At 70.9% G+C, this 20,273-nt stretch carries 16 protein-coding genes; 11 read left to right on the plus strand and 5 right to left on the minus strand.

Features of this window, described 5'->3' with window-relative positions:
- Window positions 1–52: 52 nt before the first annotated feature.
- The 5 genes from ACWD02_RS40185 (at window position 53) to ACWD02_RS40205 (ending at window position 9,102) form a co-directional block, all read left to right on the plus strand.
- A complete protein-coding gene (locus ACWD02_RS40185; protein WP_451221199.1) occupies window positions 53–1,759 on the plus strand; it encodes a serine/threonine-protein kinase in 1,707 nt (568 codons plus the stop codon).
- Window positions 1,760–1,862: 103 nt separating this feature from the next.
- On the plus strand, window positions 1,863–3,497 hold the full coding sequence (locus ACWD02_RS40190) for a serine/threonine-protein kinase (protein WP_451221069.1): 1,635 nt from the start codon (window positions 1,863–1,865) through the stop codon (window positions 3,495–3,497).
- Window positions 3,498–3,578: 81 nt separating this feature from the next.
- On the plus strand, window positions 3,579–5,342 hold the full coding sequence (locus ACWD02_RS40195; RefSeq protein ID WP_451221072.1) for a serine/threonine-protein kinase: 1,764 nt from the start codon (window positions 3,579–3,581) through the stop codon (window positions 5,340–5,342).
- Window positions 5,343–5,518: 176 nt separating this feature from the next.
- Window positions 5,519–7,135 carry a succinic semialdehyde dehydrogenase gene (locus tag ACWD02_RS40200; RefSeq protein ID WP_451221075.1) on the plus strand — a complete coding sequence of 539 codons (1,617 nt, stop codon included), beginning with the start codon at window positions 5,519–5,521 and terminating at the stop codon, window positions 7,133–7,135.
- Window positions 7,136–7,257: 122 nt separating this feature from the next.
- Entirely contained in the window at window positions 7,258–9,102 is a 1,845-nt protein-coding gene (locus tag ACWD02_RS40205) for a GMC oxidoreductase (RefSeq protein WP_451221078.1), read from the plus strand.
- A gap of 160 nt (window positions 9,103–9,262) precedes the next feature.
- Here the strand turns inward: ACWD02_RS40205 and ACWD02_RS40210 are convergent, their stop codons facing one another.
- On the minus strand, window positions 9,263–10,369 hold the full coding sequence (locus ACWD02_RS40210; RefSeq protein WP_451221081.1) for an LAETG motif-containing sortase-dependent surface protein: 1,107 nt from the start codon (window positions 10,367–10,369) through the stop codon (window positions 9,263–9,265).
- Between the two features lie 207 nt (window positions 10,370–10,576).
- Between ACWD02_RS40210 and ACWD02_RS40215 the strand changes: the two genes are divergently transcribed.
- Window positions 10,577–10,978 carry a hypothetical protein gene (locus ACWD02_RS40215; RefSeq protein WP_451221084.1) on the plus strand — a complete coding sequence of 134 codons (402 nt, stop codon included), beginning with the start codon at window positions 10,577–10,579 and terminating at the stop codon, window positions 10,976–10,978.
- A 127-nt stretch (window positions 10,979–11,105) separates the two neighbouring features.
- On the plus strand, window positions 11,106–11,900 hold the full coding sequence (locus ACWD02_RS40220) for a hypothetical protein (protein WP_451221087.1): 795 nt from the start codon (window positions 11,106–11,108) through the stop codon (window positions 11,898–11,900).
- 808 nt (window positions 11,901–12,708) lie between these two features.
- Here the strand turns inward: ACWD02_RS40220 and ACWD02_RS40225 are convergent.
- Entirely contained in the window at window positions 12,709–13,047 is a 339-nt protein-coding gene (locus tag ACWD02_RS40225; protein WP_365823458.1) for a chorismate mutase, read from the minus strand.
- 428 nt (window positions 13,048–13,475) lie between these two features.
- Between ACWD02_RS40225 and guaA the strand changes: the two genes are divergently transcribed.
- Window positions 13,476–15,062, plus strand: a complete 1,587-nt coding sequence (guaA, locus tag ACWD02_RS40230; RefSeq protein WP_451221090.1) for a glutamine-hydrolyzing GMP synthase — start codon at window positions 13,476–13,478, stop codon at window positions 15,060–15,062.
- A 74-nt stretch (window positions 15,063–15,136) separates the two neighbouring features.
- Here guaA and ACWD02_RS40235 read toward each other — a convergent pair whose 3' ends face one another.
- A complete protein-coding gene (locus tag ACWD02_RS40235) occupies window positions 15,137–15,616 on the minus strand; it encodes a pyridoxamine 5'-phosphate oxidase family protein (protein ID WP_451221093.1) in 480 nt (159 codons plus the stop codon).
- A gap of 163 nt (window positions 15,617–15,779) precedes the next feature.
- Between ACWD02_RS40235 and ACWD02_RS40240 the strand changes: the two genes are divergently transcribed.
- The 3 genes from ACWD02_RS40240 to ACWD02_RS40250 all read left to right on the plus strand — a co-directional run bounded on the left by ACWD02_RS40240 (window position 15,780) and on the right by ACWD02_RS40250 (window position 18,656).
- On the plus strand, window positions 15,780–16,565 hold the full coding sequence (locus ACWD02_RS40240; RefSeq protein WP_451221096.1) for a class II aldolase/adducin family protein: 786 nt from the start codon (window positions 15,780–15,782) through the stop codon (window positions 16,563–16,565).
- Between the two features lie 169 nt (window positions 16,566–16,734).
- A complete protein-coding gene (locus tag ACWD02_RS40245) occupies window positions 16,735–18,000 on the plus strand; it encodes a hypothetical protein (RefSeq protein WP_451221202.1) in 1,266 nt (421 codons plus the stop codon).
- 131 nt (window positions 18,001–18,131) lie between these two features.
- The gene (locus ACWD02_RS40250; protein WP_451221099.1) at window positions 18,132–18,656 is read left to right on the plus strand and encodes a DoxX family protein; all 525 of its coding nucleotides are present in this window, start codon (window positions 18,132–18,134) and stop codon (window positions 18,654–18,656) included.
- Window positions 18,657–18,671: 15 nt separating this feature from the next.
- Here the strand turns inward: ACWD02_RS40250 and ACWD02_RS40255 are convergent, their stop codons facing one another.
- Window positions 18,672–18,911, minus strand: coding sequence for a hypothetical protein (locus ACWD02_RS40255; RefSeq protein WP_451221102.1), 240 nt, complete (start codon window positions 18,909–18,911; stop codon window positions 18,672–18,674).
- Entirely contained in the window at window positions 18,898–20,235 is a 1,338-nt protein-coding gene (locus ACWD02_RS40260) for a PspC domain-containing protein (protein WP_451221104.1), read from the minus strand. Before ACWD02_RS40260 ends, ACWD02_RS40255 begins: the two co-directional genes overlap by 14 nt.
- Between the last annotated feature and the right edge of the window lie 38 nt (window positions 20,236–20,273).

Here is a 20,273-nt window from a genome sequence, read left to right on the forward strand (position 1 = left end):
CCGCTCCCTAATCTGTGCCATGTCAGAACCATTGCGGGGGATCGTGAATCAGATGCAGGGCCTGCTCCTCGCGGGCCGCTACCGGCTCGGAGAGTCCATCGGCCGCGGTGGCATGGGACGGGTGTGGCGCGCACAGGACGAGGTGTTGCACCGGACCGTCGCCGTCAAGGAACTGACGGCCGCACAGTTCGTGGCCGAGGCCGACCGCGCGATCCTCTTCGCCCGTACGCACGCGGAGGCGCGGGCCGCGGCCCGGATCAACCACCCCGCGGTCGTCACCGTCCATGACGTCCTCGAGTACGACGACCGGCCCTGGATCGTCATGGAACTGGTCGAGGGCTGTTCGCTCGCCGACGCCGTCAAGGAACAGGGCCGCATCGAGCCCGCCGAAGCCGCCCGCATCGGCCTGTGGACCCTGAAGGCCCTGCGCGCCGCGCACGCCGCCGGTGTCCTGCACCGTGACGTCAAGCCCGGCAACGTACTCCTGGCGGACGACGGGCGCATCCTGCTCACCGATTTCGGGATCGCCGCGATCGAGGGCGACACGACCATCACACGGACCGGCGAGGTCGTCGGCTCCGTCGACTATCTGGCACCCGAGCGCGTCAGCGGGGCCAACCCCGGGCCCGCGTCCGACCTGTGGGCGCTCGGGGCGACCCTCTACACGGCGGTCGAGGGGAACTCCCCGTTCCGGCGCACGTCCCCGCTGGGCACCATGCAGGCCGTGGTCACGGAGGAGCCCGCCCCGGCCGAGTACGCGGGCCCGCTCGCCTCGGTCATCGGCGCACTCCTGCGCAAGGACCCGGACACCCGGCCGAGCGCGGAAGCCGCCGAGTTGATGCTCTCCGAGGCGGCGGAGGGGCGGCAGCCGAGCGCGGCGCAGGCGTACGTGCCGACGCAGGTCCACACCACGTCCGAGCAGCCGCAGCCGCCGACCCACCCGCAGCCGCGAACCCACTCGCAGCCGCAGGCCCACACCCCTCAGTTCGGCCACCGTTCCGCGGAGCCCGGCACCGTCGGCGGCGGGAACGGGAGCACGTACGGATACGGGAACGGCTACAGGGACACCGCCGGTTCCTCCGTTTCCTCCTTCTCCTCCGCTTCCTCCGGCACCGCAGTCCACAACCCCCACCAGCCCCCGTCCTCCCACCCCCCGAAGCGCCGAAAGACGCCCATGGTCGTCGCAGCGGTCACGGCGGTCGTGCTGCTCGGCGGCGGAACCGCGGGCTACCTGCACTACGCGGACGGCGACGACGGTGGTACGCAGCAGACCGCCGACAGTGGGGAGGGCAAGACCGTCGGCGGCATTCCGGCGGACTGGCACCGCGTGAAGGACGCCGAGGGCTTCAGCATGATGTTGCCCAAGGGCTGGGAACGCGAGGCCGACGGCAGCCAGATCGACTACACGCCCGACCACGGCCGCCACTTCGTGCGCATCGCCATCGACCGCAACTCGACGTGGGAGAGCCCCTACACGCACCAGGTGGACCTGGAGAAGAACCTGCGGGTCAAGCTGCCCCGCTACAAGCGGCTCCAGCTGGACTCGAACACCTTCCGTGACCGTCCCGGCGCCCTCTGGGAGTTCAGCTGGACGGCGGGTGCCGACGACACGACGGCAGGTCCGCGCCGTGCCATCGAACAGGCGTATCTCAGCCGTGACGGCGTCGAGTACGTGATTTACATGTCGTCCCCCGCGGAAGACTGGAACGAGGCGCGCCAGCAGTTCGACGCGATGCTCCGGGGCTGGCGGGAGGGCTGAATGCGGTCGCCCGCGACAGGGACGACTGGGGCAAGCGGCCGGAACCAGTCCGCCCCGCAGGCCCACAGGGTCCGACCGCACACGTGTGGGGCATGATGGCCGCATGGGGAGCGTGGGGGACAACGCCCGGGTCATAGCTGGCCGTTACCGCCTGGATGTGCGGCTCGGCAGGGGTGGCATGGGCGTGGTCTGGCAGGCCACGGATGAGTTTCTCGGCCGTCAGGTCGCCGTCAAGGAACTCGCCCTCGACGACACGCTGTCCGAATCCGACGCGACGCAGCAGCGCGAGCGGACCCTGCGCGAGGCGCGGGCGGCCGCGCAGCTCAGACATCCGCACATCATCGTCGTCCACGACGTCGTCGTGCAGAACGACCACCCGTACATCGTCATGGAGTTGATCGAGGGCGGTTCGCTGGCCGGGCGGATCGCGCGTGCGGGTCCGATGGGCGCGCGGGAGGTGGCCCGGATGGGCATCGCCCTGCTGGGCGCGCTGCGTGTCGCGCACGCAGCCGGGGTCCTGCACCGCGACATCAAACCCGCGAACGTCCTCATGGAGGAGACGACCGGCCGCGTCGTCCTCACCGACTTCGGGATCGCGCAGGTCAGCGGGGCGACGACGCTCACGGAGATCGGGTCGTTCGTGGGCTCCCCCGAATACACCGCGCCCGAGCGGATGTCGGGCGAGCGGACCGGGCCCGAGTCCGACCTCTGGTCGCTCGGCGCGCTCCTGGTCGCCGCGCTGACCGGCGAGTCGCCCTTCCGCCGCGATTCGATCAGCGGTGTGCTGCACGCCGTCGTCTTCGACGAGATCAGACCGCCGCCCGCCGCCGCGCCGCTGCTGCCCGTCATCCTCGGCCTGCTCGAACGCAACCCGGACCGGCGCCTCGGCACCGTGGACGCGGAGCGGTTGCTACGGACGTACGTCGAGACGGGGCGGATGCCGTCGACGCCCGCGGGCCGGGCCGGCGGCCAGCCGTCGGCGCTGCCGGGCGCCGGCCTCGGCGGCTACACGCCCACCTACCGTGACCTGCCCACACGCCCGCCCGCGCAGCCGCAGGGCCCTTCCCGGCGCCGGCGCAGGGCCATGCTGATAGCGGCCGCGCTGGTCGCTGCGGTGGCCGGGGCCGGCGTGTCCGCCGCGCTCCTGATGAGCCGGGACGGCAACGGCGGCGGCGGTACGCCCGGCACGCCCGCCACCCAATCCGCACAGACGAAGACGGTGAGCCCCTCGCCCTCGCCGACCCCCACGGTGACGGTCACGCGCGGCTCCCGCACCCCCAAGCCCTCCACGCCCGAGCCCCCCGAGGGCTACCGCGTCACGAAGGACCCCCGCGGCTTCACGCTCGCCGTGCCGGACGGCTTCACACGCGAGGTGGACGGGCCCCGCGTCTTCTACAAGTCGGCGGGCGGCACCTTCCGCATAGGCATCAAGGAGTCGACCCCGGAGCCGGGCGGCCCGCTCGCCGTGCAGCGCCGGTCCGACGCCAAAGGGCCGGAGAACAACCCCGGTTACCGGGACGGAGAGGTCACCGAGACCTCGCACAACGGGCGCCCCGCGGCCCTCTGGCAGTTCAGCTGGAACGGCTTCACGCAGGCGGAGGGCGACCGGCACACGTTCGACCTGTGCTGGGAGGAGGGTGGCCGGATGTACGACGTCTGGGTCTCGGCGCCGGTCGACAAGGCCAAGGAAGGGCGGCGGTACTTCGACACGGCCGTGGACTCGTTCGTGCGCCGCTGAGGCTTCGCCGGGCGCATCACCCCTGTCACAAGTCGGTGACCCGGGTGGAACCCCGGGTCGTCGGCAAGGTAGTCATGGGGCATGAGCAATGACGGGGGAGCCTCCTACGGCCCGTACGAACCAACCAGTTTCGGACTGCAGCCGCCGCAGCCCGCTGCCCCTGGGCAAGGGGGACAGGGGGGTCCGTACGGCCAGGGCGGCCAGGGCGGTCAAGGTGACCAGGGCGGTGCGGGCGGCCGGGAAGGCAACCCGTACGCCCAGCAGCAGCCCGGCCCGCCGACCCCGCCCCCGTCGCCGTACGCCCAGCCCACCCAGGTGGTGCCGAACCAGCCGTCCGAGCCGGACCCGGGCGCGGGTCGGCTGATCGCGGGCCGCTACCGCCTGCTGTCCAAGCTCGGCCACGGCGGCATGGGCACGGTCTGGCGTGCGAAGGACGAGACGGTGGACCGCGAGGTCGCCGTCAAGGAACCCCGTATCCCCGACCACCTGCCCGAGCGTGAGCGTGCCAACGTCTTCGAGCGGATGCGCCGCGAGGCGCGCGCCGCGGCCCGCCTCGACCACCCGGCCGTGGTCAACGTCCACGACGTGGCGGTCGAGGACGGCCAGCCGTGGATCGTCATGGAGCTGGTGCAGGGCCGTTCGCTCGGCGCAGCGCTCCAGGAGGGCACCCTGGGCGCCCGCGACGCCGCCCGCATCGGCCTGGAGGTGCTCGGCGCCTTGGACGCGGCCCACCAGGCGGGCATCCTGCACCGTGACGTGAAGCCGGACAACGTGATGCTGGGGCAGCACGACCGCGTCATCCTCACGGACTTCGGCATCGCCCAGATCGAGGGCGAGACCAACCTGACGGACACCGGCGGCTTCGTCGGTTCGCCCGAGTTCATCGCCCCGGAGCGGGTCCTCGGCCAGCGTCCGGGACCGGCGTCCGACCTGTGGTCGCTCGGCGTGGTCCTCTACGCCGCGACGGAGGGCGTCTCGCCGTTCCGTCGCAACAACACCCCCGCGACGCTGCAGTCCGTCCTGAACGCGACGCCAGCGGCACCCGCCTCGGCCTCGGGTCCGCTCGCCCAGGCGATCAACGGCCTCCTCGTCAAGGACCCCGGTCAGCGGCCGCGTGCCGCGCAGGTGCGCGCCCTCCTGGAGGAGGCGGCCCGGCCTCCGCAGGCGGCGCCGACGCGGGTCGTCCAGGTCGGTGGCGGTGATTCCTCGGGCGGCAAGGGCGTCACCATCGGGCGCAAGGGGCTCCTGGGCGTCGGCGCGGTGGTCGTCGCGGCCGTGGTCGCCGGCGTCCTCGTGGTCACGAACCCGTTCGCGGCCGCCGAGGGGGACAGCTGGAAGTCGCACGAGGAGAAGGCGCTGGGCGCGACGCTCGCGGCGCCGCCGCACTATGTGAAGTCCGTGCCGGACGGCATCAACAAGACCGAGCACTGGGTCAGGTACACCGACCCGAGCACCGCGATCTCGGTCACCCTGTACCTCACGAAGAAGTCCGAGGACACGACCGGCCAGATGGCGGGGTCCGCCGCCGCGCAGGCGTACAGCGACGGCGACGCCATCGAGAGCGGCGACCAGAGCAACATGGCCGAGACGCCCGCTCCCAGGAGCCGCACGGCGAAGACCTCGTACAAGGACCGGGAGTCGGCCGAGAACACGGTCACCTACGTCGACGACTCGGACTCGGACTCGCCGAGGCCGCGCGAGGCCAAGGTCTTCTACTACAAGACCGCCAAGCCCGGCGACATGTACAAGCTCTGGATCGACTACCCGGGCAAGGGCGATTTCGTCGAGCGGGGCCGTGAGGTCGCCAAGACCGCGATCGCCGAACTGGAGATCGCGAAGCCCTGACGCGGCGGCTCCACCCGCGGACGCCGCTGGAATTGCGGCCCCGTTGTTGATCAACTGCGACTAAGCCCCTGATCAGGGGCTTTACCGCCAGTGAACGCTGGCATCGTGTGTGTGCGCGGTGAAAGCTGATTACCGACGGGTACCCAAAACCCTGACCTGGGCCTACGCTCAGCCCCATGACGGACTCGCAGGCCACCGCAGCAGCCCTCGGCACGAACCCGACAGCCACCGCCCCCGAAGGCGCGCGCACCGCCGCCGATGTGGTGACCCCCGAGCTCATCGCGCAGCTCACCCGGGACGTGATCGGCTCGGGACGGACCGCCAACCACACGCCGTTCACCGGCGAGAAGCTGGCCGACCTTCCCGAGTCCACCCCCGAGGACGTCGCCACCGCCTTCGAGCGCGCCCGGGTCGCCCAGATCTCCTGGGAGCGCACGCCGGTGCGGCAGCGCGCCGCGGTCCTGCTCCGTTTCCACGACCTGGTCCTGCAGCGCCAGGCCGAGGTCCTCGACCTCATCCAGCTGGAGACCGGCAAGGCCCGTCTGCACGCGCACGAGGAGCTGCAGGCCGTCGCCGTCGCCGCCCGGCACTACGGCCGCAAGGCTCCCGCGTATCTGAACCCCAAGCGCCACACCGGTGTCGTACCGACCCTCACGAAGGTCACCGAGAACCGTCAGCCGCGCGGTGTGGTCGGCCAGATCGCGCCCTGGAACTACCCCTTCGAGCTGTCCATCGGCGACGCCCTTCCCGCGCTCGTCGCGGGCAACGCGCTGGTGATGAAGCCCGACACGGAGACCTGCCTGACCGCCCTGTGGGCCCGCGACCTCATCATCGAGGCCGGTCTGCCCGCCGAGGTCTTCCAGGTCGTCGTCGGCGAGGGACCGGTCATCGGGCCCGAGATCGTCAGGCACGCCGACTACGTCTCCTTCACCGGCTCCACCCGCACCGGCCGCGAGGTCGCTCAGGGCGCCGCCGGCCGGCTCGTCGGCGTCTCGCTCGAACTGGGCGGCAAGAACGCCATGCTGGTCCTGCACGACGCCGACATCGACAAGGCGGCCGCGGGCGCGGTGCGCGCCTGCTTCTCCTCGGCGGGCCAGCTGTGCATCTCCATCGAACGGCTCTACGTCCACGAGTCGATCGCCGACGAGTTCGTGGAGCGCTTCGCCACGCGTACCAAGGCGATGCGGCTCGGCCGCTCCCTCGCGTACGGCGCGGAGATGGGCTCGCTGGTCGGCGAGCGACAGCTGGAGACCACCAAGCGGCACGTCGACGAGGCGGTCGCCAAGGGCGCCACGCTGATCGCGGGCGGCGTCGCCCGGCCCGACATCGGCCCGTTCTTCTTCGAGCCGACGATCCTGGACGGCGTCGAGGCCCCGATGGCGGTGTGCGGCGAGGAGACCTTCGGTCCGGTCGTCTCCATCTACCGCTTCACCGACGAGAACGAAGCGGTCGACCTCGCCAACTCCACGTCGTACGGCCTGAATTCCTCGGTCTGGACGAAGGACGGCAGCCGCGGCCGCAAGATAGCCGCCCGCCTGCGCACCGGCACCGTCAACGTGAACGAGGGCTTCGCGCCCGCCTACGGCAGCGTGCAGTCGCCGATGGGCGGCATGAAGGACTCGGGCCTCGGTCGCCGCCACGGCTCCGAGGGCATCCTGAAATACACCGAGGCACAGACCGTCGCGCACCAGCGGCTGATGCCGCTCGCGCCGTCCTTCGGCATGGACGACGAGAAGTACGCGGCGTTCATGAGCCTGAGCCTGAAGGTCATGAAGTCACTGCGCCTGCGCTAGGCGCTGGGCGCGGGGCGCGGGGCGCGAGGCGCTGGGCCGGGCGCCGGGCCCGGGTTCTCAACGGGGATCCGGGTCCACACAACAGCCTTTCTCTAGGGGTTAGTTCTCAACGAGGAGAGTCGATGTCACAGGAGAGCTCTGTCCAGAAACAGCCGGACAGCGAGGCGGGAGGACACAGCGGGGACGGCGAAGCGGCGTACGACTACGACGTCCTCGTCGTCGGGTCCGGCTTCGGCGGCTCCGTCTCCGCCCTGCGGCTGACGGAGAAGGGCTACCGCGTCGGCGTGCTCGAAGCGGGGCGCCGCTTCACCCGGGAGTCGCTGCCGAAGAACTCCTGGGACCTCAAGAACTACCTCTGGGCACCGGCCCTCGGCCTGTACGGCATCCAGCGCATCCATCTGCTCGGCAACGTGATGGTGCTCGCCGGAGCGGGTGTCGGCGGAGGTTCGCTCAACTACGCGAACACGCTCTACGTGCCCCCCGCGCCGTTCTTCAACGACCCGCAGTGGAAGGACATCACGGACTGGCAGGAGGAGCTCGGCCCCTACTACGAGCAGGCCAAGCGCATGCTCGGGGTGCGGCTCAACCCGACCACGACTCCCTCCGACATCCACCTGAAGGCGACCGCTCAGGCCATGGGAGTGGGCGACAGCTTCCACATGGCGCCGGTCGGCGTCTTCTTCGGAGACGAGCAGGACGCCTCAGGTACTTCAACGGCCAGGCCCGGCGAGGAAGTTCCCGATCCCTACTTCGGGGGCGCGGGCCCCTCCCGCAAGGCGTGCAGCGAATGCGGCGAGTGCATGACGGGCTGCCGGCACGGCGCGAAGAACACCCTCAACGAGAACTATCTCTACCTCGCGGAGAAGGCGGGGGCCGTCATCCACCCGATGACGTCCGTCGTCACCGTCACCGAGGACTCGCGCGGCGGATTCGCCGTGGCGACCCTGCCCACGGACGCCAAACGCAAGGGCAAGGGGCGCACGTTCACGGCGCGCCAGGTCGTCGTCGCGGCGGGCACCTACGGCACGCAGACGCTTCTGCACCGCATGAAGGACACGGGTCTGCTCCCGCGCATCTCGGGCAGGCTGGGCGCGCTCACCCGCACCAACTCCGAGGCACTGGTCGGCTCGCAGACCACCGACCGCCGTTACCGCAAGCAGCACGGCGCCGAGAAGGTCGACTTCACCAAGGGCGTCGCGATCACCTCGTCGATCCACCCGAACGCCACCACGCACATCGAGCCGGTCCGCTACGGCAAGAAGTCCAACGCGATGGGCGGCATGACGATCCTCCAGGTGCCGTACAGCATCAAGGGCGGCAAGGCGCGCGTGGCCGGCTGGGTCGGCAACGCCGTCAAGCACCCCTGGTTGATGGTCCGCTCGCTCTCCAACCGGCGCTGGTCGGAGCGGACCATCATCGGCCTCGTCATGCAGACGCTCGACAACTCCCTGACCACCTACCGCAAGGAGAAGGGCATCGGCAAGGGCCTGCTGACCGCGCGGCAGGGCCACGGCGCGCCCAACCCGACCCAGATCCCCGAGGCCACCGAGGCCGCGACGCTGCTCGCCAAGGAGATCAACGGCTTCGCGGGGTCGAACATCGGCGAGCTGATGGGCACCCCGCTGACCGCGCACTTCCTGGGTGGCTGCCCGATCGGCGACTCGGCCGACTCCGGGGTCATCGACCCGTACCACCGCCTCTACGGCCACCCCGGCATCTCGGTGGTCGACGGCGCCGCGGTCTCCGCGAACCTGGGCGTGAACCCGTCCCTGACGATCGCCGCGCAGGCTGAGCGCGCGATGTCGTTCTGGCCCAACAAGGGCGCCGAGGACACGCGTCCCGCACAGGGCGCGGAGTACGTGCGTCTCGCCGCCGTCGAGCCGAAGTCCCCGGCGGTTCCGGCGGACGCGTTCGGCGCCCTGAAGCTGCCCTTCCTGGGGATGCCCGCGGTACCGGCCAAGAAGTAGGTGCCGGCGAAGAAGTAGGTGCCGGCGAAGAAGTAGGTGCCGGCGAAGAAGTAGCCGGGCGGCCACCGCCCTCGAGTACGCCAAAGGACCTGCACCCCCCTCCGAGCGCAGGTCCTTTCGCGTGCTTCAGTGCCGCTGAGCGGCGTGCCGATACCGGTGCTTACGCGGTGGCGTCGGCCTTCTTGCGGCGGACGACGAAGACCGCGCCCGCACCGGCGATGACGGCGACACCGCCGACGAGGCCGATGGTCGGCAGCATGGAGCTCGAGCCCGTCTCGGCGAGGTTGCCGGTGACCGGGATCTCCTTGGCGCCACCCGTGGGCGTCTTGCCACCGGTGGGCGTCTTGCCGCCCTTGTTCTCGTCGGCCTCGCCCGGGTTCTCGTTCTCGCTGCCGGCCTTCAGGACCGTGAACTCGTAGAAGGAGAACGCGTTGCGCACGCAGTTCTCGTCGGAGTCCAGGTAACCGCCGAGGCCGAGCGCGTAGCCGTCGCCGGCCGGGGCCTTGGCGCTGACGTTGAGGCGCAGCTTGATGTCGACCTTCTCCTTGGCACCCAGCGGGGTGGAGCCGAAGTAGAAGCCGCCCGAGACCTCGTCCGTGATGGACTCCCAGGCCTTGGAGTCGGGGTTGAAGTACTGGATCTGCGCGTAGTTGGCGAGCCAGTCCTTCTCGTCCTCGCTCTCGGTGTAGTTGTCCACCATGGCGAGCCACTGGACCTCACCGAGGTCCTCGTCGCTCGGGTTGGAGGCGGTCAGCTTGAACTGGTGCCAGCCGCTGCCCGCGACGATCTTGCCGGGCAGGCCCGAGAGCCCGATCTCCAGCTTCGAGTCGGCGTCCTCGCCGTCCTCGTCGACCGCGCAGTCCGTGGGCTCGTCGGTCGGCTCCTCGGTGGGCTTCCCGGTCGGCTTGGCCGTCTCCGAGGGCTTGGCCGTATCGGTGGGCGTCCCGCTCGGCGCCGGCGTGGTCGGCGCGGTGGTCGTCGGGCTCGGGGGCGGCGTCGTGGACGGCGTCTGGGTCGGAGTGCCCGTCGCCGGAGGCGTGGCCGACTCGGTGGCCGTCGTGCTCGGGCTCGGCGTGGTGCCGTCGGTCGCGAAGGCGGCGGGAGCCGACAGCAGCGCGATCGGGGCTATGGCGGCGGTCGCGGCCGCGGCGGCCATGACACGGCGAAGCTTCATGAAGACCTCAGTGAGTCCGGCGTACCACCGGGCGGGCGGTACGGAGGTGGAGGCCTCCGCGGTGGGGACGCGGGTGTGGCCGTTGTTACGCATGCATGACCTGCGTCGCCTGTGAATGGTTGTCCTGGAACTCGCAGAATTCTTATGTGGCTTGGATCACATGGCTTGTGCGTCCATTGCCGGGTGCCGTAGAAATTCCTCCGCTCGACGGTGATCCACGGTGGTTCGCGGTGATCGCCGGAGGCCAGGGGAAGCGACAGGTCAGCGACAGGCAAGCGGCAGGCGGCAGGAGGGGGCGGCGTGGGGAAACAGGGCGAGAGACCGGACCACATACCGGACGACGTGTGGGAGCGATTCGAGCGCGACAGTCTGCGCGACATCCGTACCTCGGCACCGAAGGAGCCGTCCGCGCGGGCGCGCATGGTGGCCGAACGGCTGCGGCGCCTCGACGAGGAGGCAGCGCGCCAACAGGCGGCGGAATCCCGGGCGCTGGGACGCCGGCGCAGGAAGCGCAAGGCGGCGCGAGGGGAGGGCACCGCCGGGGCGTGGCGGCCGGACGAGTGGCGCGCGGCGCCTACCGGGCCGCGGCGCGGCGGGCGTTCGGAGCGCAGCCGCCGGGTGTGGAGCGTGGTGATCGTGGTGGGCTGCATGGCGCTGGCGATCGTGCTCCTGAGCCCGTTCCGGTTCTGGATCTGGCAGTAGTGGGCGTGGGGGCGCCCGCGGTCGGGGGTGGCTGGATGCGGGGAGGGAACCGCCCGTAACGATCTTCCGTCGTAGGAGGGGTGCGGGTGACTCCGCACGATGCGTACGAAAGTGGGGGAGCGGGAACGTGAAGTCAGCTGTGTCGCGTGGCGTGGTGGCTGTTTCGACCGTGGCGGTGCTCGGCCTGACGGCGGCGTGCAGCGGCGGCGGTGATGGTGCCGGCGGGGGCAAGGACGGGAAGGCCGGGCGGTCGGACACCCCCTCCGCCTCGGCAAAACTGGAGAAAGCGGCTCTCGCCTCGGGCGACGTGAAGAATTACAAGGTCGAGCCCGGTCCGGGAGAGGACAAGGCCAAGGCTCGGCCGTCGGCGGGACGTGTGCACCCGGCCGAGTGCCGCCCGCTCGCCGACATGCTCACGGCTGCCGCCCCCGCGAAGTCGAAGGCGCACGTGAGCCGCACGCTGACCAGCGCCGACGTCGCGGAGACCACGACGACCGAGGTCGTGCTTCTCGGGTACGGCAAGGCCGACGCCGAGAAGACCATGGACACCCTGCGCGCGGCGACGAAGTCGAAGAAGTGCGCCACGTTCGGGGACGGCGGCCGCCGGTACATCGGTGTCAGGCCGCAGCCCGGTCCGGTCGACGGCGACGAGGCCGTCTCGTACAAGCTCGCGAGCCGGACCGGTGAGTTCCTGCACAGGGATCGCGTCACGGTCGTACGCAGCGGCTCGACGCTGATCGCCTTCCGCGCCTCGAACGTCTTCGACCCGAAGTCGGCCCGTTCCGACGAGGAGGGCGAGGCCGCCGGCCTGCCCGAGAAGTTCCGTGACGGGGTGACGGGCGACCCGAAGGTGGCCGACGTGATCGTCGACGCGCAGCTCACGAAGCTGGCGGAGGCCGAGGCGAAGGCGGAAGCGAAGTAGAAGCGGGCGAGGCAGAAAGCGGGCCGGCGTCCGCAAAGCTAAGGGCCCCGCGGGACGGAACCGCGGGGCCCTTGGCCGTCAGCACCGACGTCAGGGCAGCGTCGGTGCCACGGAGCGGCGCCGGGGGAGTGCGCCGCGAGGCTGAGATGCGCCGGTGACCTACCCGGCGGCTACCCGGCGCACGAGGGGCGCACGAGTGGTCTCGACCAATGGCAATGGAGTTGTGCAGTGCCGCACGCGCGCAGCCTGCCTGCTACGCATCGTGGTGGATGCGCCGCGACCCGCGCAACCGGTTCGACATGATCCGGACGAACAGGGACACCTGGGCCTGTATACGGGGACGTAAGGGCCTGAAAGCTGGGGGACCAGGGGCCAGGGAGGCGGCTGGGATACACGGCCGGGGGGATCGGGGACGGTTCCGGGGCGGTGCGGTGCGGTGCGGGGGGCTTCGGGACTGCGGGGGACTCCGGGACGGAGGCCGGTCGGCTTCGGGACGAGGCCGGTCGGCTTCGGGACTAGGCCGGTCGGCTTCGGGCGTCCCCGAAGCCGACCGTTCCCTGGGTGACCGGGCTGCTGTCCCCTGCCGTCCGGTCACGTCTCTGGAGCGAGGTCCCACGGCGCACACGAGATGTGCGCCTCATCGCTCCAGCGGAGCCACGCGTGGTTTTTCCGTGCCCGCCCCTGGCTGGCACGGACATCGGGACCAACGAAGTCCCTCCGGGCCTGGTCACGCGCCGTACGGGTGAGAGCGGACCCGAACTCAGATCCGGTGGGACACCGGGCGCCACGGGCTTGCGACGCGAGGTGCTCAGACCCGGCCCCTGCACAGTTCGAGGAGCGTCATCGCGAGCGACGTGCCGGGCTTGCCGAGCGCGTCCCTGTAGTGGCCGAGGACCTCCATCTCGCGCGAGAGGTTCACGCGGCGACCGCCCGAACCGATCCGGGCCTCCTGGATGACGGCCGACACGGCCATCCGTTCCTGTACGAGACCGATGATGCGGTCGTCGAGTGCGTCGATGCGGTCGCGCGCACCCTCGATCACGTCGGCGGCCTCGGGGGTGCGGGCGCCGGTCTTGTCGGTCGTGGCGATGGTCATCTGGGGCTCCTGATCGGATGTGGATCTCGGTGGAGTGCCCCGGAGCGACAAGGTCCGGAAATGACAGAACGCCCCGGGCCTTGTCGGCCCGGGGCGCCTGGGAAGTCGCTTGTCAGTGGATCAAGCAGCTCGACCATGGCAGCCGGCGGGCCGGTTGCCATAGGTAAAGAGGAAGCTGAGGTGCTTGGTCACGGAGCCAGTATGCCCCCACGCGCGCGTGCCCGGTCAACACGGGCTCCGGCACGGCTCGGATGCTGAGACGCCCCGCGGTCGACGCCCCGCGGTCGACGCCCCGCGGTCACCCCGCGTGCGGGGCCGGGTTCCGTCGGTTGCGACGAAGGGGGTGTCCGCGAGCGTCCGCGAACTGTCCGAGAAGGGGGTGTCCGCAAGCCCGTTAGAATCGACAAAACAGACCCCCTGCTCACGCACGAGCCCCAGCTCACGCTCAAGCTCACGCTCAACGCCGGAAGGCCGCCGCCGTGCCATCAGCGTCCCCCGCTGCCGCCGCCCCCGACACCGTTCTGGTCGTCGACTTCGGAGCGCAGTACGCCCAGCTCATCGCCCGCCGCGTCCGCGAGGCCCGGGTGTTCAGCGAGATCGTGCCGAGCACCATGCCCGTCGCCGAGATGCTCGCCAAGAACCCCGCCGCGATCATCCTCTCCGGCGGCCCCTCCTCGGTGTACGCGGACGAGGCGCCGCGCCTGGACCGCGCGATCTTCGAGGCCGGAGTCCCCGTCTTCGGCATGTGCTACGGCTTCCAGCTGATGGCGATCACCCTCGGCGGCACCGTCGACAACTCGGGCGCGCGGGAGTACGGACGCACGCCCCTGGCCGTCTCCAAGCCCGGCTCGACGCTCTTCGAGGGCACCCCGTCCGAGCAGCCCGTGTGGATGTCGCACGGCGACGCGTGCAGCGCGGCGCCGGAGGGCTTCACCGTCACCGCGTCCACGGACGTCGTGCCGGTCGCGGCCTTCGAGAACGACGAGAAGAAGCTGTACGGCGTGCAGTACCACCCCGAGGTGATGCACTCCACGCACGGCCAGCAGGTCCTGGAGCACTTCCTCTACCGGGGCGCGGGCCTGAAGCCCGACTGGACCACCGGCAACATCGTCGAGGAGCAGCTCACCGCGATCCGCGAGCAGGTCGGCAACAAGCGCGCGATCTGCGGCCTCTCCGGAGGCGTCGACTCCGCCGTGGCCGCCGCCCTCGTGCAGAAGGCCATCGGTTCGCAGCTGACCTGCGTGTACGTCGACCACGGTCTGATGCGCAAGGGCGAGACCGAGCAGGTCGAGAAGGACTTCGTCGCGGCCACGGGCGTGCAGCTCAAGGTCGTCGACGCGCAGGAGCGCTTCCTGAGCGCGCTGGCCGGGGTCTCCGACCCGGAGCAGAAGCGGAAGATCATCGGCCGCGAGTTCATCCGCGTATTCGAGCAGGCCCAGGCGGAGATCGTCGCCGAGGCGCCGGGCGACCAGCCCGTCGAGTTCCTGGTCCAGGGCACGCTCTACCCCGACGTCGTCGAGTCCGGCGGCGGCACCGGCACCGCGAACATCAAGTCCCACCACAACGTGGGCGGCCTCCCCGAGGACCTCGAGTTCCAGCTGATCGAGCCGCTGCGCCAGCTCTTCAAGGACGAGGTGCGGATGGTCGGGCAGGAGCTCGGCCTGCCGGACGAGATCGTCCAGCGCCAGCCCTTCCCGGGCCCCGGCCTCGGCATCCGCATCGTCGGCGACGTCACCAAGGAGCGCCTGGACCTGCTCCGCGAGGCCGACGCGATCGCCCGTGAGGAGCTGACGGCGGCCGGTCTCGACCGCGAGATCTGGCAGTGCCCGGTCGTACTCCTCGCGGACGTGCGCAGCGTGGGCGTGCAGGGCGACGGCCGGACGTACGGCCACCCGATCGTGCTGCGGCCCGTCTCCTCCGAGGACGCCATGACGGCCGACTGGACGCGCATGCCGTACGACGTCCTCGCGAAGATCTCGACGCGCATCACGAACGAGGTCGCCGACGTCAACCGCGTCGTCCTCGACGTGACGAGCAAGCCGCCGGGCACCATCGAGTGGGAGTAGTCCTCCCCGCGGGAGTCGTCCCGCAGCGCTGACACGGCGCCGTCCACCGAGGTGGGCGGCGCCGTTCGCATGCGTCAGGTCCGCCTGGTCGTCCGCGCAGGACCGCCCGGTTTCCACAGCTGCACCGCCAGATACTTCTCGTCCTCGATGTACGTCCGGACCACCTCCGTGAGCTCCGTACGGAAGAGATGGAACGCGGCCGGATCCGGCGGGTCCACCTCGCCCACGTATCGCGCGACGACCTCGGGGTCCGTCACCTCGACGGCCTGCCCGGAGATCCGGATGTCGCCGCCCGCCATCTCGGTGCCCGGCCCCGGGTTCGCCTGGATCGAGAAGCGCGGATCGCGGCGCAGGTCGAGCGCCTTCATCGAGTCCGGCATCATGCCCAGCCACAACTCGCCGTAGAGGAAACGGACTTCGAGCCCGGTGGTGCGCGGCGATCCGTCCTTGCGGAGCGTGGCGAGTACGTGGTGCGTGAACAGGCCGAACCGCTCCTCGGCGGTCCGCGCGAAGGTGGGTTCCGCTGCGCTGAAAACTGCCCAGTTCGTCGTCATACGGCGAGTGTCCCGCCGATACCCGACACCTTCTGTCCGGCATGGCGCACCTATTTCCGCCCGGCCTCGCGCCCCGACTGCGCACTCTCTTCACAGGCAGCCCCTGTCTTCCTGCGCTGACCGGCGGTAACTTCCGCTCCGTACAGCCAGAGATGGAGGACACATGCAGGCGCCCACACCGATACCCGTCGAGCGGTTGCAGTTCGCGATGCCGCCGGTGCACGACTCGCCGGCGGACGAACGGCGCCACCGCAAGGAACGGCTCGCCGGAGCGCTGCGGATCTTCGGGCGGCTCGGATACGAGGACGGGGTGTCGGGGCACATCACCGCGCGGGACCCGGAGCACGAGGACTGTTTCTGGGTGAACCCCTTCGGTATGCCCTTCAAGCACATCACCGTGGGCGATCTGGTCCTCGCCAACGCGGAGGGCCAGGTCGTCGAGGGCCGCCACCACGTCAATCAGGCCGCCTTCACCGTCCACGCGCAGGCGCACCTGGCGCGGCCCGACGTCGTCGCCGTCGCGCACTGCCACTCGCTGCACGGCCGGGCTCTGTCCACGCTCGGCGAACTCCTCGACCCGATCACCCAGGAGTCCTGCGCCTTCTACGAGAGCCATGCGCTGTACGACGGCTACACGGGCGTCGTCGTGGACGCGGACGAGGGCCGGCGGATCGCCTCCGCGCTCGGCGACCACAAGGCCGTCATCCTGCGCAACCACGGACTGCTCACCGTCGGAGACTCCGTCGACGCCGCTGCCTGGTGGTTCCTCACGATGGAACGCTCCTGCCAGGTCCAGCTGAGCGCCCGGGCCGCGGGCCGCCCGATCCTCATCGGCCACAAGCAGGCGGTGGCGACCCGCGAGCAACTCGGCAGCGATCTCGTGGCGTGGATCAACTACCAGTCCCTGTGGCAGGACATCAGCCGCAGCGAACCGGATCTGCTGGCCTGAGCCTGTTACCGAGCCGACAACTCCCGCCGTCAACACGCGTACGGCTGAATCACCCTCGCTGACCTGACCCGAGGAACCTGATCGTCTCCTAGTACGGCACAATCCCCTTTCATCGCAAGGAAGTTCACGTTTCGGTGGTCGAACCAGGGTGGGAAAGGCGGCGTACGCGGTGGCGGTGCAGGAGGCGCGCGACGGCGCACACGGGGGCGGCTGCACATGTGGCGACTGCCCACACGGCGCGCGTGAGGGGCATCGGCGTGCCGTGGCCGCATTCCTCGCCAAGCGCGACGAGCTCGCGGCGGGACAGGGGTTGCCCGCGGCAGTCGCCCATTCGGCGGGCGCTTCCCGGCAGTGGGTGTCGGACGAGCTGACCCAGTCCGCGTACGACGTAGCCGAACGCGGCAGGGCCGAGGGCCAGGCCTGGCTCGCCCACCTCTGGCGCCGCACGGCCGCCGTGGTCTGGGTGGGCGTGGGCGTCCTGCTCCTGGTCCAGGCGCTCACCGCGATCGGCGCCGGGTGGACCCTGGCCCGGACCGCCGGCGTACTCGCGGCCGCGGTCGTCGCCGCTCTGCTGACCGGCGCCGGATACGCGCACCGAGCGCGCGGCGGCATCCTCGCCCCACTGATCGGTGAGGACAACCGCCTCTCCACCTCCCGTGCCGTGGCCGCCTGTTGGGTCCTCCTCCTCGTCTTCGCCGTACTCGTCCTCGTCGGCGAACTCGCCGGGGCGTCGGGCCACCGGGAGCGGGACGAGCTGATCGCCGGGCTCGACCTCTCCCGCGCCGCCGGTGCCGTGACCGTCCTCGCCGTGGTCTGCGGGGTCGCCGTGCTCGTACGTCGCGTGGTCGGTCTGCGCGTCCTCGGCCAGCGGCTGCAGAAGGTGCCCGCCGACCGGCCCCGGGCCGCCGATCTGCTCACCGACGACGCGGGCCGCGGCAGCTTCGCGGACGCGCAGTACGTCCTGGTCAGCGCCGTCGCCATGATCTTCGCCGCCGTACGCCTCGCGCGCCGTTCCGAGCAGCTGCCCGACCTGCCGTGGGGTCTCGCCCTCCTGGTCCTGGTGTCGGCGGCGACATACCTCGCGGGCAAGTACGCCGAGGGCGGCCGGCCCGTGATCCTCTCCGTGGTGCGGGCCCGGGAGGCGGGCGATCTCGACGCCCCGATCCGCACGGGCGATGACATCGAGATCCGCGGCGCCGGTTTCGTGCCCCCGGGCGGGCAGACCGCCGATCGTCTCGCCCGGATGGTCGTTCGCATCGGGACCGTGCACGTCCACGTGCCGCTCGTTCCCGTGCCGGGCGGGTTCACCAACCCGACCGACGCTTCCTTGACCGTCCCCGTCCCGGTCGACGTGGAGCCCGGGCGCGTCGACGTCCAGGTGATCACGGCCGCGGGCGTGGAGACGAACCGCTGCACGATCGACGTCACGGACTGAGTGCCACCACCCGGCTTCGGGCCGGGCATCGCGAATTCGGTGCAAGCCACTGAGCAGCGCCCCCTCTTCGTACGTATCGTCAGATGACGGGTCAATGGGCGAGGCGGGTCACGGGAGAGGCGGCGAGAGCGATGGCACACGGCATGCGTACCGACAGCCACACCAGCTACGTCAGAAGCAGCGGCTGGCGGGAGAGCGCCTCCCGATACGCCCTGCTGCCGCTCCGGATCTTCCTCGGCGTCACGTTCATCTACGCGGGCCTGGACAAGCTCACCGACAGCGCCTTCATGTCCGCCAGCGGTGACGGTTCCATCGGCCAGCAGATGGAGAGCATCCGAGACATCTCCGCCATCCCCGAACTCGTCGACCTCGCCCTCAAGAGCCCTGTCGGCTTCGGCTACGCCATCGCCCTCGGTGAACTGGCCGTCGGCATCGGCACCCTCATCGGCCTGTTCGCCCGGATCGCCGCGCTCGGCGGAGCGCTGATCTCGCTCAGCCTCTGGCTGACCATGAGCTGGTCCACCGAGCCCTACTACTACGGCAACGACCTGATCTACCTGATGGCCTGGCTCCCGCTGATCCTCGCGGGTGCGTCCGTCTTCTCGGTCGACGCGATGCTCGCGGAACGGCGCAGGCACGCCTCGGGACTCGCCTGACCACCGCCCGGACGGCTAGGCATCCGTGGAGCCGCCAGCCGGGCGGTCCGCCGCACGAGCCGTGGGCCGGCCGCGTATGCCGTACGACACCGCTGCCGCCGCGCCGCCGAGGAGCAGACCCGCCAGCAGGAGCGGGAAGGCCAGGAACCACGGGGTGTCCCATATGCCGCCCGCGTCGCCCGCGTAGGCGATGGCCGCTATCAGCAGGAACAGGCCAAGGACCAGCTTGCCGGGATGGAACTCATGGCGTAGCACGGGTCACGTCCACCTGTCCGATGCCCACTTCGACGTGCAGCTCGAGCGTGCCGCCGTCCTTGCTGCCCGCGACCGGGTCCAGCGTCACAGACTTCTCCTTGCCCGGAGCGATGTCGACGTCCTGCTTGCCGTCGTCCGGCAACTGGATGTCGCCGACGCCCACTTCCATGTCCAGCTTCACCGTGCTGTCCTTCGGCACGATCACCTTCAGCTGCCCCGCTCCCACCTCGGCACGGGTGCTCACGGTCTGCCCCTTGCCGGGGCCGGCCCGGGTCAGGTCGAGCGTGCCGACGCCCGTCCCCAGCTCGTACTGCGACTGGACCTGTCCGGCCGCGGTCGGTGCCCACTCGGTCTCCGCCCAGGTGGTGCTGATGTCCTTGGGCAGCGCGGCCGAGCCTGCGAGCAGTCCCGCCGTGATCACCGCGAGGATGATCGAGCCCACGCCGGTGCGCCCGAGGAAGGCACTGAGGGCGATGCCTGCGCCGAACACCCCGAGCGCGAGGGCGAGGCCCGTCTGCAGGCTGGTGCCGAGCGACTGCTCCTCCCATGTGAGGCCGGTGCCGAGGCCTCCGGCCAGCAGCGCTGCCAGGAGGACGAAGCCACCGATCCAGCGTGGACCCCGCGGCTTGGGCTGTGGGGGCGCCTCGGGGGCCCGCTGCCGCGGCTGCCCGTGCGGGGGATCGGGCTGGTACTGGACGGCCACTCCCTCGGGCCCCCAGAAGTAGCCCGAGATCCCGTCATGCGTGCCGTCCTTGATGATCGGGTCCCGCCACCATGAGGGGGCGCCGGCCACCGGCGGTGCCTTCGCCTCGGGCGGCGCGTCCGCCACGGCCTGGGCCGCCACCGGGTCGGGATCGGTCGTGCCGCGCTGCTGCGACCAGTACCCCGCGCCCGCGAGGAGCAGCGCGAGGACGGCCGCGAAGGTGAGCGCGCCGCCGTTGTTCAGCAAAGAGAGGAAGACTCCGCAGCCGACGAGCGCGAAGAGCACGGCCGTCAGTGCCTGACCGTCCACCCGGCCGGAGAGGAGCCTGCGCGCCTCGTTCTCCTCCTCGTCGTCGAAAGGGACGAACAGCCACGCGAAGCCGTAGAAGACAAGGCCGAGACCGCTGGTGAGGGAGAGGAGCGCTAGCCCGATCCGGAAGATCACCGGATCCATGTCGCAGTGCTGACCGAGCCCCGCACACACGCCGCCCAGCCTTTTGTGCCGGCGGTCGCGGCGGAAGGCCAGCACGACCATCGGCCCGCCCGGCTCGTGCGCCGAGGCGTACTGAGGATCGCGGGGTGCGGCCTGCGGGCCCGACCCGGCGGGCTGCTCGTCTGTCATGTGTCCATGGTGACGGGCCGGAGGCCGCCGCGGCAGTC

It is taken from the genome of Streptomyces sp. NPDC002853 (assembly GCF_053591915.1).